Origin of the sequence: Pseudomonas sp. H1h, from assembly GCF_000633255.1 — a bacterium.
Taxonomy (GTDB): domain Bacteria; phylum Pseudomonadota; class Gammaproteobacteria; order Pseudomonadales; family Pseudomonadaceae; genus Aquipseudomonas.
On record NZ_AYMJ01000002.1, the window covers coordinates 1 to 24367 of the forward strand.

Annotated in this window: 19 protein-coding genes and 1 tRNA gene; 6 read left to right on the forward strand and 14 right to left on the reverse strand. The window is 62.0% G+C overall.

Annotated features, from left to right (window positions below; all coding sequences use genetic code 11):
- Positions 1 to 178: 178 nt before the first annotated feature.
- The 4 genes from U862_RS0100810 to U862_RS0100825 all read right to left on the reverse strand — a co-directional run bounded on the left by U862_RS0100810 (position 179) and on the right by U862_RS0100825 (position 5320).
- Positions 179 to 2062 (reverse strand): TonB-dependent receptor domain-containing protein, encoded by a 1884-nt coding sequence (locus tag U862_RS0100810; RefSeq protein ID WP_025108659.1) that lies wholly within the window; start codon positions 2060 to 2062, stop codon positions 179 to 181.
- 141 nt (positions 2063 to 2203) lie between these two features.
- Positions 2204 to 4102: a 1-deoxy-D-xylulose-5-phosphate synthase gene (dxs, locus tag U862_RS0100815; protein ID WP_025108660.1), complete on the reverse strand. Its 1899-nt coding sequence runs from the start codon at positions 4100 to 4102 to the stop codon at positions 2204 to 2206.
- A 91-nt stretch (positions 4103 to 4193) separates the two neighbouring features.
- A complete protein-coding gene (ispA, locus tag U862_RS0100820; protein ID WP_025108661.1) occupies positions 4194 to 5081 on the reverse strand; it encodes a (2E,6E)-farnesyl diphosphate synthase in 888 nt (295 codons plus the stop codon).
- Entirely contained in the window at positions 5078 to 5320 is a 243-nt protein-coding gene (locus tag U862_RS0100825) for an exodeoxyribonuclease VII small subunit (RefSeq protein ID WP_003228627.1), read from the reverse strand. The genes ispA and U862_RS0100825 overlap by 4 nt, the downstream gene beginning before the upstream one ends.
- A 364-nt stretch (positions 5321 to 5684) precedes the next feature.
- On the opposite strand from U862_RS0100825, the gene U862_RS0100830 reads away from it, so the two are divergent.
- Positions 5685 to 6476 carry a YfaP family protein gene (locus U862_RS0100830; protein ID WP_025108662.1) on the forward strand — a complete coding sequence of 264 codons (792 nt, stop codon included), beginning with the start codon at positions 5685 to 5687 and terminating at the stop codon, positions 6474 to 6476.
- A 537-nt stretch (positions 6477 to 7013) separates the two neighbouring features.
- Here U862_RS0100830 and U862_RS30725 read toward each other — a convergent pair.
- Positions 7014 to 7102, reverse strand: a tRNA-OTHER gene (locus tag U862_RS30725).
- Here U862_RS30725 and U862_RS0100835 point away from each other — a divergent pair.
- Genes U862_RS0100835 through U862_RS0100855 form a run of 5 tightly spaced genes read left to right on the forward strand, consistent with a single transcriptional unit; the run spans position 7073 to position 15870 of the window.
- Positions 7073 to 8227, forward strand: a complete 1155-nt coding sequence (locus U862_RS0100835) for a DUF2138 family protein (RefSeq protein WP_157836047.1) — start codon at positions 7073 to 7075, stop codon at positions 8225 to 8227. The two genes, U862_RS30725 and U862_RS0100835, sit on opposite strands and share 30 nt — an antisense overlap.
- On the forward strand, positions 8197 to 8862 hold the full coding sequence (locus U862_RS0100840; RefSeq protein WP_049827973.1) for a DUF1175 domain-containing protein: 666 nt from the start codon (positions 8197 to 8199) through the stop codon (positions 8860 to 8862). The genes U862_RS0100835 and U862_RS0100840 overlap by 31 nt, the downstream gene beginning before the upstream one ends.
- Positions 8859 to 13433: an alpha-2-macroglobulin gene (locus tag U862_RS0100845; protein ID WP_081794833.1), complete on the forward strand. Its 4575-nt coding sequence runs from the start codon at positions 8859 to 8861 to the stop codon at positions 13431 to 13433. Before U862_RS0100840 ends, U862_RS0100845 begins: the two co-directional genes overlap by 4 nt.
- 1 nt (position 13434) lies before the next feature.
- Positions 13435 to 15054, forward strand: a complete 1620-nt coding sequence (locus U862_RS0100850; RefSeq protein WP_025108666.1) for a DUF2300 domain-containing protein — start codon at positions 13435 to 13437, stop codon at positions 15052 to 15054.
- 3 nt (positions 15055 to 15057) lie between these two features.
- On the forward strand, positions 15058 to 15870 hold the full coding sequence (locus U862_RS0100855) for a YfaP family protein (RefSeq protein WP_025108667.1): 813 nt from the start codon (positions 15058 to 15060) through the stop codon (positions 15868 to 15870).
- 59 nt (positions 15871 to 15929) lie between these two features.
- On the opposite strand, the gene U862_RS29315 is transcribed toward U862_RS0100855, so the two are convergent.
- The 9 genes from U862_RS29315 to eat all read right to left on the reverse strand — a co-directional run bounded on the left by U862_RS29315 (position 15930) and on the right by eat (position 24191).
- Positions 15930 to 16181, reverse strand: a complete 252-nt coding sequence (locus tag U862_RS29315; RefSeq protein ID WP_081794834.1) for a type II toxin-antitoxin system RelE/ParE family toxin — start codon at positions 16179 to 16181, stop codon at positions 15930 to 15932.
- A 340-nt stretch (positions 16182 to 16521) separates the two neighbouring features.
- Entirely contained in the window at positions 16522 to 17268 is a 747-nt protein-coding gene (locus U862_RS0100865; protein ID WP_025108669.1) for a S24 family peptidase, read from the reverse strand.
- A gap of 223 nt (positions 17269 to 17491) precedes the next feature.
- On the reverse strand, positions 17492 to 18019 hold the full coding sequence (ppa, locus tag U862_RS0100870; RefSeq protein ID WP_008052339.1) for an inorganic diphosphatase: 528 nt from the start codon (positions 18017 to 18019) through the stop codon (positions 17492 to 17494).
- Between the two features lie 112 nt (positions 18020 to 18131).
- The gene (locus U862_RS0100875; protein ID WP_025108670.1) at positions 18132 to 18944 is read right to left on the reverse strand and encodes a zinc-dependent peptidase; all 813 of its coding nucleotides are present in this window, start codon (positions 18942 to 18944) and stop codon (positions 18132 to 18134) included.
- A 4-nt stretch (positions 18945 to 18948) separates the two neighbouring features.
- Complete coding sequence (locus U862_RS0100880) at positions 18949 to 19599, reverse strand: DedA family protein (RefSeq protein WP_025108671.1); 651 nt, start codon at positions 19597 to 19599, stop codon at positions 18949 to 18951.
- 229 nt (positions 19600 to 19828) lie between these two features.
- Positions 19829 to 20290, reverse strand: a complete 462-nt coding sequence (locus tag U862_RS0100885; RefSeq protein ID WP_007958617.1) for an N-acetyltransferase — start codon at positions 20288 to 20290, stop codon at positions 19829 to 19831.
- Positions 20291 to 20405: 115 nt separating this feature from the next.
- Positions 20406 to 21230, reverse strand: a complete 825-nt coding sequence (eutC, locus tag U862_RS0100890) for an ethanolamine ammonia-lyase subunit EutC (RefSeq protein WP_025108672.1) — start codon at positions 21228 to 21230, stop codon at positions 20406 to 20408.
- Positions 21231 to 21235: 5 nt separating this feature from the next.
- Positions 21236 to 22630, reverse strand: coding sequence for an ethanolamine ammonia-lyase subunit EutB (locus tag U862_RS0100895; RefSeq protein WP_025108673.1), 1395 nt, complete (start codon positions 22628 to 22630; stop codon positions 21236 to 21238).
- 190 nt (positions 22631 to 22820) lie between these two features.
- Entirely contained in the window at positions 22821 to 24191 is a 1371-nt protein-coding gene (gene eat / locus U862_RS0100900; protein ID WP_025108674.1) for an ethanolamine permease, read from the reverse strand.
- Positions 24192 to 24367: the final 176 nt, after the last annotated feature.

Here is a 24367-nt window from a genome sequence, read left to right on the forward strand (position 1 = left end):
TTTGCCAGAGTTTCAGGGCAGGCCCCGATCTACTGTGGGAGACCGAGGTGAATTGTTCGCGAGCAAGCCCGCTCCCACATGGGATCTGTGTTTTGCCAGAGTTTGAGGACAGGCCCCGATCTACTGTGGGAGCGGGCTTGCTCGCGAAGAGGCCAGTCAAAGCAGCGTGAATTCTGGATCAGAGCTCCGGTGTCCAGGTCACCCCAAACACCCACGCTCGACCTTCCTCGCGATAGCCATATTGGCTGCCGTCATAGCTGTACAACGCGCGGCTGTAACCCTTGTCCAGCAGGTTATCCAGCTTTAGATCCAGTTTGATCTCACGGTTCAGCGCCCAGCTGCTGCGCAACCCGACTGTGCCGTAGCCACCCAGCGACTGCGTGTTGTTCAGGTCGTCGTAACTGCCGCTGACCAGTTGCCAACTGGCGCCCAGTCCCAACCGGTCGAACTGGCGATCCAGATCCCAACTCGCGGTACGCCGTGCACGACGCGCCAGGGTGTGCCCGGTATCGCGATCGCGCGGGTCGATGATCGCCACGCCGAGGTTGCTCTGCCAGCCAAACAGTTCCTGTTTCAGCGCCGCTTCAAAACCATTGATCCGCGCCGAGGCAACGTTCTCCGGGCGTGAGTTGCTGCCGAAGATGATCGCGTCTTGCAGGTCAGTACGGTAAATCGACGCTTCCAGACGGCTGGTGTCGCTCAACTGGCTGCGCCATTGCAGCTCGTAGCTTTTCGAGGTTTCCGGTTTCAGGCCAGGGTTGCTGAAGTCCGGGTAGTACAGGTCGTTGAAGGTCGGTGCACGGAAACCTTCGCTGTAGCTCAGCAACAGGTCGTTGTCCGGGTTCAGCGGCAGGGTAAAGGTGCCGCTCCAGGTGTTCTGGCTGCCGAACTGCTGGTTGTCATCGTGACGCAGGCCCAGTTCAGTCGAGAAGCTGTCGGCCTGATAGCGATGCTGGATGAAGACGGCGCGGTTCCAGCGGCTGTCCTCGTTGAACGCGGTGCTGCTGTTGATCCGGTCTTCGTACCAGTCGCCGCCAAGGATCAGGCTGTTGCGCACATCCAGGGCCAGGTCGTTCTGCCAGGTCAGCGAGTCGCGGTAGGTATTGAACACCGTGCGCTCGTCGCTGAGCTTGTCGAGGGTCTTCTCGCGGTTCTCGGTGTGGCCGAACTCGACGCGGGTTTTCCAGGTTTCGTTGACCCGCGCATCGACGTAGCTGCTGACACTGCTGACGTTGAAGTCGCTGTAGGGCTGCTGCTGCACCGATTCGAAGGTGCTCGTGTCGAAGCGGCCGAACGGATTGTCGAATTCGCTCTTGCCACGGTTATCCAGCAGATTGGCGCCGACTTCAATGTCATCGGTCAGCGCATGGCTGAGGCTCAGGCTGATGGATTTGTTGCGGTAGGCATCATGATCGCTGTCGCTGGGGTAGGACTCGTGAGTACGGTCGAGGCCGGCGGTGTCATCGAGGCTGGCGCCAAGGTTGAAGCGGGTTTTGTCATCGCCCCCTGACAGGCCGAGGCTGCGCTCCCAGGTCTGGTTGCTGCCGAAACCGACGTGCAGGCGCGGCTGCAGGCCTTGGTCGTTGCCGCGCCGGGTGAAGATCTGAATCACCCCGCCAATCGCATCGCTGCCGTAAATCACCGAACGCGAACCGCGCAGCACTTCGACGCGCTCGATCTGATCGATGTTCAGGTGCTGCAGGTTGCTGTCGCCGGAGGTCGAACTGCCAATGCGCAGCCCATCGACCAGCACCAGGCTCTGCGCCGACTGCGTGCCGCGAATGTAGATTCCCGGCAGACTGCCGCGTCCGCCGGTCTGCGCCACTTGCACGCCCGGCACCCGTTGCAGCAGGTCGGTAACGCTGCTCGGCTGCAGGCGATCGATGTCTTCGCGGGTGAACACGGTGTTGGCAGCGCTGCTGTCGTTGCGCGCTTCAACCTGGCGGTTGGCGCTGATCAGCGTGTCCGGCAGCTTCAGGGCTTCGTCGCGTTCGAAGGTGTCGGCGAGGGCGCTGGCGGCTGGCAGCAGCAAGAGGGGCAGGGCGAGGCGCGAGAGGTTCATCGGTGATCCATTGGGTATTTCTGATGTACACAAATCAAATGTGGGAGCGGGCTTGCTCGCGAAGGCGGTGAATCAGTCAACACTGAGTTGATTGACAGTCCGCCTTCGCGAGCAAGCCCGCTCCCACATGGGTATTGCGTGTTACTTGTTGAGCAGTTCCAGGCGCTCGCGAATCGAGGCCTCGATTCCGGCCTCGTCCAACCCGCATTCGGCCAGCATCTGCGCCGGTTTTGCGTGTTCGACGTAAACATCCGGCAAGCCCAGGTGCAGCATCGATTTGAGGATGTTCTCGCGTGCGAGAAATTCGCTGACCGCCCCACCGGCGCCGCCCATGATCGCGTTTTCTTCGATGGTCACCAGCAGCTCGTGGCTAGCGGCAATCTCGCGCACCAGTTGTTCATCCAGCGGTTTGACGAAGCGCATGTCGACCACGGTGGCGTCGAGCTTCTCGGCGACTTTCAGCGCTTCGGTCAGTTGCACGCCGAACACCAGCAAGGCGACGTTGCGGCCCTGACGACGGACGATGCCCTTGCCGATTTCGATCGGCTCCAGATCTTTGTCGATGCTCGCGTTCGGGCCAGTGCCGCGCGGGTAACGCACTGCCGCCGGGCCGTTGTACAGGTGACCGGTGGTGAGCATCTTGCGCAGTTCGTTTTCGTCGCTCGGGGTCATGATGACCATGCCCGGGATGCAGCGCAGGTACGACAGATCGAAGCTGCCGGCGTGGGTCGGGCCGTCTTCGCCCACCAGACCGGCACGGTCGATGGCGAACAGCACGTCGAGGTTCTGCACCGCGACGTCGTGCACCAGTTGGTCGTAGCCGCGTTGCAGGAATGTCGAGTAGATCGCCACCACCGGTTTGGCACCTTCGCAGGCCATACCGGCAGCGAACGTCACAGCGTGCTGTTCGGCAATCGCCACGTCGAAGTAGCGCAGCGGGAAGCGCTCGCTGAACGCCACCAGGTCCGAGCCTTCCTTCATCGCCGGGGTGATCCCGACCAGGCGTGGGTCAGCCGCTGCCATGTCGCACAGCCATTCGCCAAACACTGCCGAATACTTCGGCCCGCCGGCCTTTTTCGGCGCAGCGGCCGGGGCGTCGACCGGTTCGAGCTTGGTGATCGCGTGATAACCGATCGGGTCGACTTCCGCCGGGGCGAAGCCTTTGCCTTTCTTGGTGACGATGTGCAGGAACTGCGGGCCTTTCAGATCGCGCATGTTGCGCAACGTGGCGATCAGGGTCGGCAGGTCGTGGCCGTCGATCGGGCCGATGTAGTTCCAGCCCAGCTCTTCGAACAGGGTGCCGGGCACCAGCATGCCCTTGGCGTATTCTTCAGTGCGACGGGCGATTTCCCAGGCGCCGGGCAGGCGCGACAGGACTTTCTTGCTGCCCTCGCGCATGCTTGCGTAAGTGCGGCTGGAAAGGATCTTCGCCAGATAGTTCGACAGGCCGCCGACGTTGCGCGAGATCGACATGTCGTTGTCGTTGAGGATCACCAGCATGTTGGCGTTGACTTCCGGCGCGTGGTTCAGCGCCTCGAAAGCCATGCCGGCGGTCAGCGCGCCGTCACCGATCACGGCAATCGCCTTGCGATCGCTGTTTTGCAGGCGGGCGGCAATCGCCATGCCCAGCGCTGCACTGATCGAGGTGCTGGAGTGACCGACGCCAAAGGTGTCGTATTCGCTCTCGGCGCGACGCGGGAAGGCGGCAATGCCGTCCTTCTGACGCAGGGTTTCCATGCGCTGGCGGCGACCGGTGAGGATCTTGTGCGGATACGCCTGATGACCGACGTCCCACACCAGCCGGTCATCCGGGGTGTCGAAGACGTAATGCAACGCGATGGTCAGCTCGATGACGCCCAGGCCGGCACCGAAATGCCCGCCGGTCTGACCGACCGTATAGAGCAATTCCAGGCGCAACTCATCGGCCAGGGTTTCCAGCTCGGCTTCGCCTAACCGGCGCAGGCCGTCCGGCGTGTTCGCGCGGTCGAGCAGGGGCGTGGTCGGGCGCTTGCGGGGAATCTCATGAAACGTCGTGGGCATCAGGCGAATCGTTATAGGTATAAAAGATGCGGCAGTTTACCTGATGCATCGCCCCCTGCCCACGCGTTGGTCTTTTTTGGCAGGTTGGCGTTCAGTTACGCCGCTCGACGATATACCGGGCCAGGTCGCGCAAAGGCTCTGCCGCCGCGTCAAACGGTCGCAGTGCGTGCAGCGCCTGATCGCGCAGTTCCAGAGCGTAGGCCTTGGCCGCGTCCAGACCCAGCAGGGCCGGGTAGGTCGGCTTGTCACGGGCGATGTCGGCGCCCTGGCGTTTGCCGAGGGTTTCGGTATCGCTTTCGACGTCGAGAATGTCGTCCTGGACCTGGAAAGCCAAGCCAATGGCCTGTGCATAAGTTTGTAGGGCCTTGAGTTCGTCCTTTTCGGCACGGCCACTGGCCAAGGCGCCAAGCTGGACGCTGACTTCGATCAGCGCGCCGGTCTTGTGCCGGTGCATCAATTCCAGTGCTTGCTGATCGAGCTTCAGGCCGACCGAGCCGAGGTCGATGGCCTGCCCGCCGACCATGCCCGCCGGGCCTGCCGCGTGCGCCAGCGCCGTGACCTGTTGCAGACGGATGTCGGCGTCGAGGGTGCTCAGGCGTGGGTCAAGCAGGGCGCTGAACGCCAGGCTCTGCAAACCGTCACCGGCGAGGATCGCGCAGGCTTCGTCGAATTTTTTATGAGTGGTGGGCTGGCCGCGACGCAGATCGTCGTCGTCCATCGCCGGCAAATCGTCGTGCACCAGCGAATAGGCGTGGATCAACTCCACCGCGCAGGCCGCGCCGTTGGCTTGCTCGGCCTTGCCGCCGAGCGCTTCGCAGGCGGCATAGGCCAGCAGCGGACGCACGCGTTTGCCACCGATCATCACGCTGTAGTGCATCGCCTCATACAGACGCGACAGCTCTGGCAGCGGTGCCTTGAAGAGAATTTCCAGTGCCGCATTGACCCGCGCCTGGCTGGTCGCCGAATACGCTGCAATCATTCTGGCTGTTCCGCGTCGAAGGGTTCCTCGGCGAGTTCGCCATCGCGCTCCAGCAGCACTTGCACCTTCTGCTCGGCCTGGGCCAGCGCTGCCTGGCAGTCACGGGTCAGGCCGATGCCCTGCTCGAAAGCGGTCAGCGAGTCTTCCAGCGACAATTCTCCGTTCTCCAGACGCTCGACCAGTGTTTGCAGGTCGGCGAGGGACTGTTCGAAATCCAGTGCAGCTTTTTTGCGGGCCATGGCGGCGATTTCCGGTTGACGTTAAACCGGCGCGACACTAGCAGATAGGGGGTTTATGGGCAAATGAGCGGCGGTTTCACGGCCATCGCGGGCGGATGGGAAACGGGTTTTGGACGTGGTGAAAGTTATTCGGCTCATTTTGTGAGCCGAATAAGTCCGCTATTCGGCTCACGCCTCGTAAATGTGCGTGATTCCCACCGCATTTCAAGATGTATCCGATTGTTAAAAAACTGCCGAATCGCTAATCTTCGCGCCTTCTACGACCCGGTAGTCACGGGTCTTTCAGACGAAACGCAGTTTTCACCGCTGTGAAGTACCGAGGATCGGGTGCAAGGTTTCGTCCAGGCATGGCAGGAGGCATTACATGCGTTCATTTCTTTTGCTGCTGATCGGCCTGGCTTGCGCGCCTGCGCTCTCGGCGGCGCCGAGCGCTGAACTGTCGGAACCGGCGGGCGGCTGGCGTTACCACGGCCTGCTTGATCGCAGTGAAAACCCGCAGGTCGCTTACCCCACGCCGCCGATCGATCGCGGTATCCAGCGCAATCGCACGATGATCCAGGGCCAGCTCAAGGCCATCGGCAATCAGCGCGGGCCGCACACGCTGGCGGTCAACGGCAATCCATTGAATCTGTACACCGACGATGACGGGCGTTTCGCCCGGCCGTATGCGTTCGGCGCCGGCTCCAACAGTGTCGAGGTGCGCAGCGCCGCGGGCCAGTCGCTCAAGCGCGTGCAGTTTTACGAAGCGAATAACCTGCGCACGCCGGCGAAGATCCGTGTGGTGCTCGGCTGGGACGACCCCAAGGCCGAGCTCGACCTGCACATCATTACCCCCGACGGCCAACACGCGTTCTTCGCCCACACGGCGCTGACCAACGGCGGCGGTCTGGACCCGGATGGCGTCGATGGCCCCGGCCCGGAAATGTTCACCATGACCGCTCCGCTGCATGGCACCTATCTGGTTTACGTCAACTATTGGGGCAACTTCGGTGACGGCGGCTATAACTTCGAGGAGGCCAGCAATCAGAACGAGGTCATCACCTCGCAAATCACGCTGGTGCTCAACGAAAACACGGTCGACGAAAAACGCGAGACCTTCATCGTGCCCCTGCGGGCGATCGGTGATCTGCTGCTGGTCAAGACTTTCAACTATTAAGCATCCCGCACCACGGATGAACTTCGGGTTTTGTGAACATGAGTGATAACGCTGCTTCTCCGGCCGTCCCGACACCTGCCGGCCAACCTTCCCGGCGCTGGCCGGCGCTGCTGATCGGCCTGGTCCTGGTGGCCGGGGTAGCCGGTGGTCTGGGCTGGCTGCTGCACAAACCCAAGCTGCCGGCGGCGGCACTTGCCAGCGACAAGCTCGGCCTGAGCCGTCCGGACGCGCTGCTGGAAACCCGCTCCCTGAGCCAGTTGCCCAAAGACCTGCTGACGGTGCCGTTGCTCAAGGCCACGCTCACCGAAGATTTCGTCTTCTATTACGAAACCCACGCCGACCGCCTGGGGCTGATCGGCAGCCTGCGGCGGATCATCTACGAGCATGACCTGAAGCTGCAGGACAGCCTGATCGAGCAGCTTTTCGATCAGCCGGCCGATGTCGCGCTGTGGCGCGGTGCCGATGGCCGGCTCAAGGATTTCCTGCTGGTGATGGATCGCGGCGGGTTGGCGAAGCTGCTTGAACCACTGGCGAAAGTGGCGCTGGACGATTCGCAGCTCAGCGTCTTCGGCAGCCTCAAGGTCGGCAGTGACGAGGTGCCGCTGTACCAGCTCAGCTACAACGCCAGCAAATCGCTGCTGTTCGCTTCGCGCGGCGACAAACTGGTGGTGCTGTCCAATCCGAACAAGTACTACGACCCGGCCACCGGTGAATCCGAGGAGTCGGGGCACGTCTCGCCACAAGCGCTGGCGGCCCTGCTCAACGGCGACAAACTGTTCCCCGAGGCCTTCGGCTTGCCGGCCAAGGCGCCGGAGATCAAGCAGCGTCTGTCGGTCAATTCCAGCGTCCTCGCCATGGGCTATCAACGCTTCATCCCGAACTTCGCCGGGCTGCGCTTCGACATGGATGACAAGGGCTGGCACAGCTTCCTTGCCATGGACGAGCTGGATAACCAGCCGGACTTCGATTTCAAACCGGTGTGGCAAGCCATGCCGCTGGGTGCCAGTGCCTGCGTGACCTTGCCGGTGGCGGCCGAACCGCAGAAACCGCTGCTGGTGAAACTCGGCGCCGACGAAGCGGTGGCGCAGAAACTCACCGAGCACGTGGCCGGTGCGGCGGGTCTGTGCTGGTACGCCGACTCGCGGTTGTACACACCGTTGCTGGTTGCCAGTCTGAAGGACGAGGACAGCAGCAAACTCGACGGTGACCTGGGCACGTTGTTCGGTTCGATGGTTGGCGCCTACGAGTCGAATGTCGACGAACACGCGTTCCCGGTGGTCGAGAAACAGCAAGGCCAGAGCCACGTCTGGCAGCGTCAGGTCAGCTCCAACTTCGGCCCGTACGCGGCGAAGACGGCCGAGAACCCGGACGCCATCAGCGGCCGCGCTTTCATGAAAGTCAGCCTGGCACGCCACGGTTCGACGCTGCTGTTTTCCCTCGACGACAAACTGGTCGACAAGGCCCTCGGCACGCTCGACAAACGCTTCCCGCCGATGGCTGACGTATTGCCCAAAGACGTGCTGATGCCGATCTACTTTGGCCCGGATTCGATGGCGCAACTGATGCAGCAGGAAACCCTCGACAGCCTGCCGCAGGACATGGAACCGGTGTTCTACAACGCCGCGCAAACCTACCTGATCCCGAAACTGCGCACCCTCGGCGGCATGGGCAAATACGCCCTGACGTTGCCGGAAGGCAGCGAACCCGACGGTCACTGGCAATGGCTGCCGCTGGAGTGGAAAGCGCTGTGACGGCACTGATCCGCAGCCTCGGCTTGCTCGCGCTGTTACTGAGCGCGGGTGCCCGAGCGGTCGAAGCACCTGCGCTCGATCCTGCGCAGTCCCAGGTCTTTCGCGCCTGGTTCGTGCGCATCGCTCAGGAGCAGTTGAGCAAAGGCCCGAGTCCGCGCTGGTATCAGCAGGACTGTGCCGGGCTGGTGCGTTTTGCCGCCAACGAAGCGCTGAAAGTCCACGACGACAAGTGGCTGCGCAGCAATGGTCTGTCCAATCGCTACCTGCCGCCGGAACTGTCGCTGAGCGATGAGCAGCGCAAGCTCGCCCAGCAATGGCAGCAGGGCGGCGGCAAGGTCGGGCCATACGTCAACGCGATCAAACTGATTCAGTTCAACAGCCATCTGGTCAGCCGCGACGTGTCCCAGGCACGCCCCGGCGACCTGATGTTTTTCGATCAGGGCGACGACCAGCACCTGATGATCTGGATGGGCCGCTACATCGCCTATCACACCGGCACGACCACCCCCACTGACAACGGCATGCGTTCGGCAAGCCTGCAGCAACTCATGACATGGAAGGACACCCGATGGATACCCGACGCAGCCAACCCCAACTTCATCGGCGTCTATCGACTGAACTTTCTCTCCCAATGACCGGTGCCCGCATGCTGCGACTCTGCGCTCGAATTCCCCTGCTGCTGGCGCTGTTGCTGCCATTGGCGACCGTCAACGCTGAAGATTCGGTGGAGCCGAGCGGCTACACGCCGGTCGCCGGTGAAAGCTTCTTCCTGCTCGCCGACAGCAGTTTTGCTGCCGACGAACAGGCGATGGTGCGTCTCGAAGCTCCGGGCCGCGACTATCGCCGCTTCCGTATGGAGCCTTACGGCGGCGCCGATATTCGCGTGTACCGCATCGACAAGCCGCTGGATTTCCTCAAGCGCCAGAAGAACCTGCACCGCGTGGTCAGCGACGGCCAGTTCAAGGGTGAAGGGCTGTCCAACACCCTCGCGTACCTGTGGGACAACTGGTACCGCAAATCGCGGCGGGTGATGCAGCGCGCGTTCTCCTATGAGTCGCGCAAGCAGGTCACCGAGGAAGTGCCGGAACTGAAGATGGGCACCGCCATCGCCGCGCCGACCCCGTACGACGCGCAGCCGCAATTCGCGCTGATTCCGGGTCTGCCGGTGGTCAGCCAGTTCCGCTATCCGTTGTGGCAGGCCAAGCCGATCCAGCCGCCGGCCGGGGTCAATCTGGCCGGCTCTTCCAGTGAGTTCGTCAGCGTTGCACCGGGTAACGTGTACATCCCGTTGGGCAACCTGAAACCGGGCCTGTACCTGGTCGAAGCGCTGATCGGCAAGTACCGCGCGACCACCATGGTTTTCGTCTCCAATACCGTGGCGGTGAGCAAGATTGCCGGTGATGAATTGCTGGTGTGGGCGGCGCGCAAACACGAAGGCAGTTCGGTACCGAAGGTCAATATGCTGTGGACCGACGGCCTCGGCGTGATGAGCAGCGGTGCTACCGATGCCGATGGTTTGCTGCGTCTGAAACACGTCAGTCCCGAGCGTTCGTTCGTGATCGGTGAGGACGAAGAGGGCGGGGTATTCGTCTCCGAAAACTTCTATTACGACAGCGAAATCTACGACACCAAGCTCTATGCGTTCACTGATCGACCGCTGTATCGCCCGGGTGATTGGGTGTCGCTGAAAATCGTTGGGCGTGAGTTCAAGAACGCGCGGGATTCGGTATTGCCAGGTGCGGCGGACGTCACCGTCAGTGTACTCGACGCCACCGGCACCGAGCTGCAACACCTCGACCTGAAACTCGATTCGAAGGCCGGTACTCAGGGCCGTTTCCAGTTGCCGGACAACGCCGTGGCCGGTGGTTACGAGATCCGTTTCAACTACAAGGATCAGGCCTACAGCAGTGCCTTCCGCGTGGCCGAGTACATCAAGCCACACTTCGAGATTTCGCTGAATCTGGCCAAGCAGGATTACCGCACCGGTGAACCGGTCAAGGGCAGTCTGGTGCTGCTCTACCCGGACGGTAAACCGGTGGCCAACGCCAAGTTGACCCTGAGCCTGCGCGCCCAGCAACTGTCGATGGTCGATAACGAACTGCAATACCTCGGGCAATTTCCGGTGGAGCTGACCAGCACTGAACTGACCACCGACAGCAAAGGCAACGCGACCCTCGACCTGCCGGCCGCCGACAAGCCGAGCCGCTACATGCTCACCGTGTTCGCCAGCGACGGCGCGGCGTATCGGGTCAAGACCACCAAGGAAATCCTCATCGACCGTGGCGCTGCCAGCTTCCGTTTGAGCGCGCCGCAACGCTTCAGCGCGGTCAACGACAAAGTCGCGTTCAGCTATGCCAACGAGGGTGGCAGCGAGCAGAGCAAAGCGGTCACCCCGAGCAGCTACAGCTGGGTGCGTCTGGAAGACCAGAGCACGGGTGAAGGCAAACTTGCGGCGACGGACAAGGGCTTCAGCATTGCCTTCGAACGTCCCGGTACTTACAACCTGACGCTGAAAGATCAACACGGTCGCGTCCTCGGCGCCACCGGCCATTCGGTCACTGGTGAGGGCGTCAAAGCGGTGCCGGGCACCGTGGAAATCGTCCTCGACAAGCCCGAGTACAAGGCCGGCGATGAAGCGCTGGCGCTGATCACGTTCCCTGAGCCGGTCAGCGATGCACTGCTGTCGCTGGAGCGCGACAAGGTCGAAGCCACCGCGCTGCTGGGCAAGGGCGGCGACTGGCTGAAACTGGAAAAGCTCAGCGACACCCAATACCGCGCGCGCATTCCGGTGAAGGACAACTTCGCGCCGAACCTGACCTTTTCGGTGCTGTACACCAAGGGCGGTCAGTACAGCTTCCAGAACGCCGGGATCAAGGTGGTTGCGCCGCAAATCGACGTGGCGATCAGCACCGACAAAGCGGTGTATCAACCGGGCGATACCGTCACCGTCGACCTGACTACCCAGTTCGCCGGCAAAGCGGTGCCGGCGCACCTGACCGTCAGCGTGGTCGATGAAATGGTCTACGCGCTGCAACCGGAAGTCGCGCCGACCATCGACCAGTTCTTCTACCACCCGCGTCGCAACAACGTGCGCACCAGCGCCAGCCTGTCGTTCATCAGTTACGACGTGGCGTTGCCGGGCAGCCCCGGCGCACCGGGCAAGGCCAACCGCAGCGAGCGTGGGGTGAAAGTGCTGGAGCGTCCGCGTCGCGAAGACGTCGATACCGCGGCATGGCAGCCGGAACTGCTCACAGGTGCCGACGGCAAAACCCGCTTCACCTTCAAGATGCCGGACTCGCTGACCCGCTGGCGCATCACCGCCCGGGCCATCGCCGATGACGGTCAGGTCGGGCAGAAGAAGCAGTTCGTGCGTTCGGAAAAACCGCTGTACCTGAAGTGGAGCGGGCCAAGCAAATTCCGCAAGGGCGATCAGCCGCAACTCGGCGTGTTCGCTTTCAGCCAGGCCGAGAAACCGGTCAAGGCGGAACTGGTTACGCATTACGCGGGCGCCGAACAGCGCCTGCCGGTGACCCTGAACAACGGCATCAATTACGTGCCGCTGCCCGCGTTCGCCCTGGCCTCGGGTGAGTGGACTGCCGAACTGGTGCAGGATGGCAAAACCGCTGACGCCCTAGCCGTACGCCTGAGCGCGACCGGTGACGGCTGGCAAGTGACGCAAACCCAGAGCCTCGATGTGGCTAGCGGCGACACACCGTTGAGCCTGCCGGCGGACGCCACCGACATTCGCCTGCGTCTGGATGACAGTCCGCAAGCGCTGTTCCGTTCGGCCCTCGATGATCTGCTGAGCTACCCGTACGGCGGCGTCGAGCAGACTGCCAGCCGTCTGCTGCCGCTGAGCATCGCTTATCCGTCGCTGGCGTCGAACCCGCAGATCCGCGATCGCCTGCGTCTGATCATGCAGAACAGCCGTTTGCGTCTGGTGCAAATGGCCGGGCCGTCGGCGAGCTTCACCTGGTGGGGCTTCGACGGTGAGCCGGATGCCTTCCTTACCGCTTACGCCTATTACGCCGACTGGAACGCCAGCCAGGTGCTGGAACTGACCCTGCCGCCAGAGCACTGGCAGCGAGTGCTGGAGGTCTACGCCAAGCAAGCGCCGAACACGCCGTTGCTGCAGCGGGCGCTGATCCTGTCGTTCGCCAAGCAGATGCACCTGCCAGTGAACACTTTGCTCAGCGGCTTGATGGACGATCTGGCCAAGGCCGGTGAAGGCAACGCCGAGACGTTGATGGACGACGGCGAAGACAGCCTGGTGATGAGCGACCCGGATTCGGCGCTCGGTCTGGCGGCGGCGCGGGTGTTGACCGCATCGTTGGCCACCCAGTCGAAAGTGGCGTTGCCGGAGGCGTTCAATCGTCAGGTCGGCGCGGCGCAGCAGCGTCTGGCGGTCAGTTCGCAGCCGTTTGCCGAGGCGCTGAACCTGTCGCTGCAAGCGTTCGATCAGGCCCGCGCGAGCGCATTGCTGCAACGTCTGCTGCCACAACAATCGACTCTCGAACGCGCCCTGGCGCTGAGCTGGTTGCAACGCAGCATTGCTCAGGCCTCGCCAACCATCGCGCTGATGCCGGGTGAAGGCTGGAAGAAAAACTACGGCGCGACCGGCGAGATGTTCTGGACGTGGCAGGGCACGACGCCGGTGCCAAGCGTGTTGTCGGTGTCGGGCACTCAGGAGCGTCCGCTGCGTGCGGCGCTGAGCTTCCAGACCCAGCAACCGGCGGTCGATCCGATGGCCGTGACCATCACCCGTCGCCTGTCGCGACTGGTGCCGGGCGATGAAGCGTTCACCTTCAAACTGGAGCCGGTCGGCACCAGGCCGCTGTCCAGCGACAGCCTGTATCTGGACGAAGTGATCCTCACCAGCAAGGCACCGAAACCGCTGCGCTACGGCATGCTCGAAGTGCCGCTGCCACCGGGCGCCGATGTCGAGCGCACCACCTGGGGCATCAAGTTGCAGGGCAAGGACGGCACCGAACCGACCGCGCTGGAGAAGGCGCGCTTCGAGCCGGGGCAACTGGCCTACGCGGTGCCGGTGGATGCACTGAGCGGCGAATTGCGTCTGCGCCATCTGGTGCGTTTCTCGCAGAAGGGGCAGTTCAACCTGCCGCCGGTGCGTTTCACGCAGGTGTACGCGCCGCAGCATCAGGCCCAGGAAGCGAAAGCCGCCCTCGGCCAGGTCACGGTCAACTGACATGAACCGGCCGCTGCTGTGGCTGCTGATGTGTGTGATTCCTGCGCTGGCGACGGCGCAGGATGAGCCGCTGCGGCTGGCGTACAAGGGCGAGTTGCTGTCGTTGAATCACACGCAACTGATCGCTCGCGAGCCCTTGCCGTCGACGCTGGATACGCCGCTGGGCAGCCTGTGGAAATTGTTCGTGTACGCGTGGCTGGTGGATACCGGTGCGCGTGAGCCGGCTTATGAATGTCGCGGGCAGTCCAAGGAAGAGGTTTATTGCTGTTCGGCGGGCGGCAAGATCGAGCGCGATCAGGCGTTGGTGAAATCCTGCGGGTTGTACTTTGATCCGTCACGGTTGGGCATTGCTTCTGCCGATTGGCGCACGTATTGGCAGGCGCGGCAGGCGCCGTCGTGGTTGCTGGATTTGCCAACCGTGCAACCGGCAACAAGGGTTTCGGTGGCTGAGTTATTGGGCGTTTTGGCTTTGCTGCCGGCGCAGGATCAGATGCGCCGCGTGTTGCTCGACGTCGTGCTGAACGCGGCGGACGGCAACGTCGTCGGTGAACTGGGTGGGCGTTTGCGGGTGAAGACCTGGAGCTGGCTCGGTGATCAGGATCCGCAATCGCGCCAGGGTGGTTTTGCCGGCTGGACGGCGGACGGTTCGCCGATCTGGGCCGGTGGGCGTGGCACCAGTCAGATGGTTTTGCGCCATTACGGGCAGGCGTTGGCGACGGTGTTGCCTTCTTCCTGGCCGGCTGACGCAGGGCGTTGTGTCGAGGTCGGACTGTTCTCGCGTTATCCGGTTTCGCGAGTCCTGTCGGGTGAGCGCGTTGCCGGCGCCGGGCCTTTGCAGGGCGACTACCGCGTCGAATTCGCCAACGGTAACGCGCTGGATATCCACAGCGCCGGCGAACTGTTTCTGCTCAACGACAAACTCGTCGCACGGCTTGACCGTGAGGAATACGTCGCCCGCGTCCTTGAGCGCGAAGCCAGACCCGAACCCACCGAAGCCGCCAAGGCACTGGCCGTGGCGATCCGCACCTATCTGCTGCAAAACGCCACGCGCAACGGCGATTGCCTGAGCATCGACGACAGCAGCAACCGTCAGCGCGTCGCCCCACGCCCGGCTTCCGCCGAGTCGCGCAACATCGCGGCGTGGACAGCGGATCTGGTGCTGGCCGGCAGCACCGTCACCTATCATTCCGACCAACCAGGCCCGGACAAACTCGCCTGGCAACAAGCCGTCGAACAGGCCAACGCCGGCCAGCGTTACGACGCGATTCTGCTGCACGCCTATCCGCGCGCCAGCCTCAGCCGTTGGGACAACCCGGTCGCCTCCTGCGAAGCGCTGCCGGCCGCTCAGGACTGGTTGCAAAAGCAGCGTCGCGGCTGGCGTCCGACGCTGGAAAGCGAAACCGGCTACAACGAAGTCAGTACCTTCGCCGTGTGCAAACTGGCTTTCGGCCGCCCGTTTGTCGACCGCGAGCGTCAGCGCATCTACGTGCGCGGCGTGCTGACGCTGCAGGATCGCCTCGACCTGACTCACGAATATCTGCACCTGGCTTTTGAAGCACATCCCAACGGCCAGGATGAAACTTACATCGAAGGGCTTGCCCGTCACCTCTTGCTGGAATAGACCATGACACTCCGTTATCCACAGGTCTTGCTGTTGCTCTGCGTGTTCAATGCGTTGCCGATGGCAATGGCCGCTGACAGCTTCAAACTCGACACCCCGGTCGGCGGCTGGCGCACCGGCGCGCCTGAGGGCGAAGGCGAAAACTTCCGCCAGACCGTCAACTACCCGGCCTCCTCGGTGAACACCCCGGTCGGCCAGGCCAACACCGCGCGCATCAGCGGCGAAATCAAAGCCACCCCCAAAAGCAAAGATCCCGGCCGACTGATCGTCAACGGCGTCAGCATGCCGCTGAAAATCGACGACAGCGGCCGCTTCGACCGTCCGTTCTCCTTCCCCAACGGCAGCAACAGCGTCGAAGTGCGCAGCCCCGACGGCCAGCAACGCCACCGCACCCAGTTCCTCAACGCCAGCGGCGGCGCCACCCCAGCCAAACTGCGTGTGCTGCTGTCGTGGGACAGCGACGGCACCGACCTCGACCTGCACCTGATCACCCCCGACGGCGCGCACATCTGGTACGGCGACCGCGTCGCCCCCAACGGTGCAGCGCTCGACGTCGACGTCACCACCGGCTACGGCCCGGAAATCTTCGCCATGCCGGCGCCGATCAAGGGCCAGTATCTGGTGTATGTGAACTACTTCGGCGGCGGGTATCGCGGGGATGACGAGGGCGGCGAAGAGGCGGTGCAGCCGCTGACCACGGCGCAGGTGACGGTGATTACCGAGGAAGGCACGCCGAGCGAGAAGATGGAGACGTTTGTCGTGCCGATGCGGGCGGTGGGGGAGTTGACGTTGGTGAAGTCGTTTAGTTATCCGTGAGGGGGCTTGGGCAGCAGGTTGTTGCCCAATTACAGAGTCGGTCCTGATGATTAACTGGCTCAGGGTTGGGACGACAGTCGATCCTGTGCAGCGTCATAAGCCGCCTCTCGCTCCCTCTTTCCGATAGAGACTACGAACTCCACAATTTCGTGATCAATCACCTCATAAATCAGGCGATATCCAGCGTTTTTCAGCTTCACCCTGTAACAATCTGGCAGCTCGCGAAGCCTGTTGGCTTCTATGCGCAAGCGCGTTTGGTATCCGGCAAGCGGCAGTTGAGAATTCGGACGGTAGGTTTGGCCTTTAAGCAGGCATTAAAAAGCCGGCTTGTGGCCGGCTTCTCGGGGACTGGCTTGGCCTATTTTTGGTAAGCCTTGCCAGCCTTCAAAACGTACACCCGGATCTGCGTCCGGCTGTGGGACTTGGTCAGACGTTGGTCTGCCGCGTCGGGCGTCATCTGAGCCGCGGGAGCGGGTCGATGCGCAAATGTGGGGCGCAGGATACTGAGTTTTGTTGGGGATTCCCAGTCTCAACTGCGGAATAGAGCCACTGCGGTGATCGAAATTCGTAATTTGTACTGACTTTTGGGGCCTCTTCGCGAGCAAGCCCGCTCCCACAGGGTTTGGTGCAGGGTCGAAGATTCGTATCCGGTCATAGAAACGGCACCACCGGGCGACGTTTGCCCAGGGTCGACCACCAGAAGACCCAGCCCAGAATGTGTATCCGCTGCTCATCGATCTGCGCCGCGCGAAAGATTTCGTCCGGGTGTTCGGCGCTGTTGTGGCTGCGCAGGCGCAGGGCGTTGCCGGGCATGCGGTGCAGGTACTTGATGCGTAGCATGCCGTCGTGTTCGATGGCGTAGATTTCGCCGTCGACCACCTGGGTCAGGCCACGATCGATGCCGACGATGGAGCCGTCTTCTATGCGCTCGCCCATGCTGTTGCCGATCATGTGCGCGCAGATAGCGTCGGTGTGACGGATCTCCAATTGGTCGAGGTGGGCACGGGGCAGGCGGATGGTTTGCTCGGGGTCGAGGATGACGTGGGTCTTGCCGGCGCCGGTGGTGAGTGGCGTTTCCTTGAAAAACGGCAGTTCGATGTCGTTGGGGTCGATGACTGTGTAGACACCGCGGATGGCCTGGGCGTCGAAGGTGTCGCCATTGCTGGCAGGGGTTTGCAGGCGGGGAGACTCCTTGCTGCCTTCGCCGGTTTTCAGCCAGTCGCTGTTGACAGACAGCAGGCGTGAGACTTCCTCCATGCGATACGCCGGGACGCCCCGGGTGTACCAGTTATGAATATTTTGGGCTTCCGTGCCCCAGAACTTTGCGAATCCCGTGGTGGTGATGTTCGCTGCTTCCAGGAGTGCCTTGAATCTTGGACCGCTAGTGTTCTTTCTCATAAACACCGAGTCTACGGCCGTGCCAGAGCGGTTTGAATAAACCGGGCGTTCAAAAAAGGGCTGTATTTTGCGACTGGATGTAAGGCGTGCTTGTGGGAAATCACTCACTTCGAAACTTTTCTGTAGTCCGCCATAAACGCAGCGTTTAAGACAGCTTCTCGCAGGCACAAAAAACCCCGGATCAACCGGGGTTTTCTTCAGACTTCACGCAGCAAGCAAGTGCTTAGCCCTTGTAGGCAGCAACCGACTTGGTGATCGCGTCGCGAGCGGCGTCAGCGCCAGCCCAGCCTTCGATCTTGACCCATTTGCCTTTTTCGAGATCTTTGTAGTTAGCAAAGAAGTGCTCGATCTGCTGGATCAGCAGTGGCGGCAGGTCGGTGTATTCCTTCACATCGACGTACAGCTGGGACAGCTTGTCGTGTGGGACTGCGATGACTTTGGCATCGCCGCCGCCGTCGTCGGTCATGTTCAGGATGCCGACCGGACGCGCGCGGATCACCGAGCCTGGAGCAACCGGGTAAGGGGTCACAACCAGCACGTCGAGGGGATCACCGTCGTCAGCCAGGGTGTTCGGGATGTAACCGTAGTTGGCCGGGTAGAACATTGGGGTGGCCATGAAACGGTCAACGAACAGGCAATCGCTGTCTTTGTCGATTTCGTATTTGATCGGCGCGTGGTTGGCCGGGATCTCGATCGCGACGTAGATGTCGTTCGGCAGGTCTTTGCCAGCCGGAATCTTGCTGTAGCTCATTGGGCGTTGCCCCCGTAGTTGACCAAAAACACTTGGCCGGATTGACCAAAAAGTGGCGGCGATTATAGGCACATTCCTACGCCGACGCCACGTACCAGAAGTCGTGCAGCGCTTACTCGTGCGCCTGATAGACCGGGTCTGTGGCCTGAAGTTGCCGCAGCCTGCCCAACGGATCCTGCCGGTAGAAAAGCTTCAGTTGCAAGTAGACCTGTGAATAAGCCTCGTACAGCAGATCCGGGGCGCTGAAGAAGTATTCGCTGGTGACTGCGAAGAACTCGGCAGGGTTTTCGGCGGCGTATGGGTCGATGGCGGTTTCGGCATCGGGATGGCGGTCGAGCTGGCGGTTGAGGTCATCGTAGGCGTGCTGCATGACCTCGGCCCAGTCGCTGACGCGCATGTCGGCGTGCAGTGGCGGCAGGCCGTTGGCGTCGCCGTTGAGCATGTCGAGTTTGTGCGCCAGTTCGTGGATCACCAGGTTGTAGCCTTCCCAGCCACCGCTGGCCATTACGCCTGGCCAGGCAAGGATGATCGGCCCCTGTTGCCAGGCTTCGCCGCTGTGTTCGCCGTCCCACTCGTGCTCGACCCCGCTGGCATCGCGATGGCGTTGCGGGCTGAGGAAGTCATCGGGGTAGAGGATGATTTCGTGAAAGCCCTGATACCAGTTCAAGTCGCCCAGATTGAGCAGGGGCAACTGGGCCTGTGCGGCGAGCAGCAGGCGTTGCTCCTGATGCAGTTCGACGCCGGGCAGGGCGGTCAGGTGTTTGTCTTCGAGAAACAGCACGCAGGCTTCACGCAGCCACTGGTCCTCGGCGGCGCTGATGCCATCGAGGAAGCTCAGGTGGTGGCGCACCCGTTGCCACAGGTCGTCGGCAATCGGGTGTCTGGCCAGAATGCGCCGGCGACGCCAGGCGCTCAGTGACCACATCGGCTCAGCGGGTTTCGGCTTTGGCGCCGCCGAAACGGCTGCGCACCACACCGATGATCATCGGCACCAGCGACAGCAGGATGATACCGACGACCAGCAGCGACAGGTTCTTCTTGATAAATGGCACGTTGCCGAAGAAGTAACCCAGGGTTACCAGGCCACCGACCCACAGAACGGTGCCGAATACGCTGAAGCCGAAGAAACGCGGGTAGGGCATCCGCGCGACGCCTGCGACGAACGGTGCAAATGTACGGATGATTGGCAGGAAACGCGCGAGGGTCACGGTTTTGCCGCCGTGCTTGTCGTAGAAGTCGTGGGTCTGTTGCAGATAGTCGCGGCGGAAGATTTTCGAGTTCGGGTTGCTGAAGAGTTTTTCGCCCGCCGTTCGTCCGATCACGTAGTTGGTGCTGTCGCCGAGGATGGCCGCGAGCATCAGCAAACCACCCAACAGAACCGGGTCCATGCCACCACCCGCCGCCACGGCACCGGCGATGAACAACAGCGAATCGCCCGGCAGGAACGGCATCACCACCAGACCGGTTTCACAGAAGATGACAGCGAACAGAATCGCGTAGATCCACGGCCCGTAGTTGGTTACCAGCAAATCGAGGTACACGTCGAGATGCAGGATAAGGTCGAGCGGGTTGAAATCCATGGGGGCACCTGTGGTGGCGGCCCGACTCGGCAGGCCTGTGCGGATGATTCGGGTGTAAGCCTACAGCGGGGTGTAGTTTTTCTTACAAGCCGGAAAGCTCGGGATTATACGGTCTGGGAGGTGAAAAACGCGTTGGTTTTGTAGCGAGGAATGTCGGGGTGTGAATATTTGTCAGGCAGGGTTAATGGTGATGAGGGAGCTTGCTCCCTCATCACTGAGGCTTGGGCTATTACAGCTCGTCGCTGATCGGCAGCACGTAGTTCTTGAACTCGGTGTCTTCCTTGAAACCGATCGATTCGTAAGTTTTCTGCGCCACTTCGTTATCGGCACTGGTGGAGACGCGCATGCGCACGGCCTGGGTTTCCTTGGCCATTTTCTTCGCGGTGCGGATCAGGTTGTCGGCCACCAGTTGGCGGCGGGCGTCTTCGGCGACATAGATGTCGTTGAGGATCCACACGCGTTTGAGCGACAGCGAGGAAAAGCTTGGATACAACTGGCAGAAGCCCATCAGCTTCTTGTCGTCATCGTCGGCCAGGGCCAGGTAAATCACCGATTCCTTGCGCCGCAGGCGTTTTTCGAGAAACGCGCGGGAGGAGTCCGGGTAAGGCAGGGAGCCGTAGAACTCGCGATATTTGACGAACAACGGGGTCAGCAAATCCAGGTGTTCGAGGGTCGCTTGAATAATCCGCATGATAGGTCTCATCCTCAAGGGGCTGTCTTCAACTGCTCTGACGGCGATGGGAAACCCTGGCGGCCGTGCATCGATCCTGCCTGAAAGCAGCGCAGAAACGCAATGCGGAAACGGTTCAGGTTGTCGACGGGCCCAGTAGGAAGTTTCCCTTCATATCGGCGCCAGCGTCCGACTCCAGCGTCTGCACCTGTGCTTCGTCCTTCAGATTGACCCCTGACAACTGCCGTCGGCAGGCTTCGCGCATCAGGTACAGCAAGCGATGCGCCGCCATGCCGTAACTCAAGCCCTCAAGCCGCACGTTGGAGATGCAATTGCGGTACGCATCGGTCAGCCCGATCTTTGGATTGTAGGTGAAATATAAACCGAGGCTATCTGGCGAGCTGAGTCCAGGGCGCTCACCGATCAGCATCACGAGCATTTTCGCGCCGAGCAACTGGCCGATTTCGTCACCGACGGCGACCCGACCCTGTTCCACCAGCACGACCGGGGCAATCGACCAGCCGTCGGCGCTCATCTGCTCCTCAAGGCGAGTCAGAAACGGCAAGGTATGCCGATGCACCGCCAGCGCTGACAGACCGTCCGCGACCACAATCGCCAGATCTACCCCGTCCGGATGCGCCGCAGCGTAATCACGCAGGTTCTGCGCCGAGTCTTCGCTGAGCTTGCGCCCCAGATCCGGCCGTTGCAGGTAGCTGTTGCGATCGACCGCCGCGCTGTGCAGCAACAGGCTCTCGCGCCCGCGTTCGCTCAGTTGCGCGCTGAGCCCGGCATGATCGAACGGCAGATGCACCGCATCCCGCGCCTGGGCGTGGGCGAACTGGAAATCCAGCTGAGCGCTGGTCGGCAGGCTGGTGCCGGTGCGGCCGAGGGCAATGCGCGCCGGGGTCAGGTGGCGCAGCGCCAGCCACGGGTTTTGCGGGTCGACAGGCGGTTTTTCCATAACACTCATCCCAGTTGCGCCAGCGCCTGGCGGAAGGCCGGCGGCAGGTTGTTGCCAAAGCGAACCTTGCCGTCCGCCTGGGTGAAGATGCCCATGTTCGCCAGCCATTGCTCGAATTCCGGCGCCGGTTTCAGGCCGAGGGTCTGGCGCGCGTAGAGCGCGTCGTGGAACGAGGTGGTCTGGTAGTTGAGCATGATGTCGTCGGAGCCAGGGATACCCATGATGAAATTGATCCCGGCGACACCCAAGAGAGTCAGCAGGGTGTCCATGTCATCCTGGTCGGCTTCGGCGTGGTTGGTGTAGCAGATGTCGCAGCCCATCGGTACGCCGAGCAACTTGCCGCAAAAATGGTCTTCGAGGCCGGCGCGGATGATCTGTTTGCCGTTGTACAGGTATTCCGGGCCGATGAAGCCGACCACGGTGTTCACCAGAAACGGCTTGAAATGCCGCGCCACGGCATAGGCCCGGGTTTCGCAGGTCTGCTGGTCGACACCGTGATGGGCGTTGGCCGACAGCGCGCTGCCCTGGCCGGTTTCGAAATACATCAGGTTCTGCCCGAGGGTGCCGCGTTTGAGGCTCAGTCCCGCGTCATAACCTTCCTGCAATACGTTGAGGTTGATGCCGAAACTGGCGTTGGCCGCTTCGGTACCGGCAATCGACTGAAACACCAGGTCCATCGGCACACCACGGTTGATCGCTTCGATCGAGGTGGTGACGTGGGTCAGCACGCAGGCCTGGGTCGGGATGTCGTAGCGCTGGATGATCGCGTCGAGCATCTCCAGCATCGCGCAGATCGAGGCGATGCTGTCGGTGGCCGGGTTGATGCCGATCATTGCGTCGCCATTGCCGTACAGCAGGCCGTCGAGAATGCTCGCGGCGATACCGGAGGGTTCGTCGGTCGGATGGTTGGGTTGCAGTCGGGTCGACAGGCGCCCGCGCAGGCCGAGGGTGCCACGGAATTGGGTGACCACGCGGATCTTCTGCGCCACCAGCACCAGATCCTGCACGCGCATGATCTTCGACACGGCAGCGGCCATTTCCGGGGTCAGACCGGGGGCGAGGTTGCGCAGGCTGGTTTCGTCGGCTGCATCGCTGAGCAGCCAGTCGCGCAAACCACCGACGGTGAGGTGGCTGACCACGGCAAAGGCTTGCTTGTCGTGGGTGTCGATGATCAATCGGGTGACTTCATCGGCTTCGTAGGGAATCAGCGCTTCCTGCAAAAAATGCGTGAGCGGAATGTCGGCCAGCGCCATTTGCGCGGCCACGCGTTCGCCGTCATTGAGCGCGGCGACGCCGGCCAGGAAGTCCCCGGAGCGCGCCGGGCTGGCCTTGGCCATGACGTCCTTGAGACTGTCGAAGCGATAGGTCTGGGCGCCGACGGAATGGGCAAATGTGGCCATGGGGCGGTGTCCTCCTGATTCTGTGGATAACTCGATCCCCTGTGGGAGCGGGCTTGCTCGCGAAGGCGTCGTGTCAGACGACATGGTTGCTGGATGACACACCGCATTCGCGAGCAAGCCCGCTCCCACACTGGATCTTCATGCACTTCTATATGGCGGGCACCGGGCGTCGGGCCCGGTGCCGGTGCAACTAGATACCTTCGAGCATAGCGTCTGCCGGGGCTTCGGCGCGTTGCTTGGCGGTCAGCTGGAAGTACAGGTAGCCAGCGGCCATGAAGCCAAGGAACACACAACCGATCAGCGTGTTGAACCACGCCATCGCCACCAGGCACACCACCGCCAGGAACAGCGCAATCGCCGGCACCACCGGGTAGCCCGGGGCGCGGAAGGTGCGCTCCAGGTTCGGTTCGGTTTTACGCAGTTTGAACAGGCTGAGCATGCTGATGATGTACATCACGATCGCGCCGAACACCGACATAGTGATCATCGCAGCGGTCAGGGTCATGCCCTGCAGATTGACCAGGCCATCGCTGTAGATCGCCGCGATGCCGATCACGCCGCCGGCCAGAATCGCCCGGTGCGGGGTCTGGAAACGTGACAGCTTGGCCAGGCTTTTCGGCAGATAACCGGCGCGGGCGAGGGCGAAGAACTGTCGCGAGTAGCCGAGGATGATCCCGTGGAAACTCGCCACCAGGCCAAACAGGCCGATCCACACCAGCATGTGCATCCACGAGGAGTTGTTGCCGACCACCGCTTTCATCGCCTGCGGCAATGGATCGTTGATGTTCGACAGTTGGCGCCAGTCGCCGACGCCACCGGCCATCACCATCACGCCGATGGCGAGGAACACCAGGGTCAGGATGCCGCTGACGTACGCCTTGGGGATCGTGCGTTTCGGGTCCTTGGCTTCTTCGGCCGCCATGGCGGCCCCTTCGATGGCAAGGAAGAACCAGATCGCGAACGGGATCGCCGCGAAGATCCCGGGGATCGAGCCCATGGTGAACTCGTTGGAGCCCGACCAGCCGTTGAGCACGAAGTTGCTGAAGCTGAAGCCCGGTGCGACCACGCCCATGAACACCAGCAATTCAGCGACCGCCAGCACGGTGACCACCAGTTCGAAGGTCGCGGCGATGCTGACGCCGAGGATGTTCAGGGTCATGAACACGAAGTACGCGCCGACCGCCGCGACCTTCGGATCAAGCTCCGGGTACTGCACGTTGAGGTAGGCGCCGATCGCCATGGCGATCGCCGGTGGTGCAAAAACGAACTCGATCAGGGTGGCAATGCCGGCGATCAATCCGCCTTTCTCGCCGAAGGCCCGACGGCTGTAGGCAAACGGCCCACCCGCGTGGGGAATCGCGGTGGTCAGTTCGGTGAAGCTGAAGATGAAGCAGGTGTACATGGTCGCGACCATCAGCGCCGTGACCAGAAACCCGAGGGTGCCCGCAGTGCCCCAGCCGTAACTCCAGCCGAAGTACTCGCCGGATATCACCAGGCCGACGGCAATGCCCCAGAGGTGCAGGGTGCCGAGTGTGGGTTTGAGCTGTGTGGTGGAAGTCATAAGTCCTCTCTGTTTTTTATTGTTCGATCTGTTGGACTTTCGGGTGCAGCGGTTGGGTGGAGGGATGCTGTTCACGCAGCGGCAGTTTTCGGTAAAAACCTGAATGACGGGTACGCAAGGGCCGTGCCAGAGCGGCCAGGCCTTGTGTGATGTGTCATTGAGGACGCCTTCGCGAG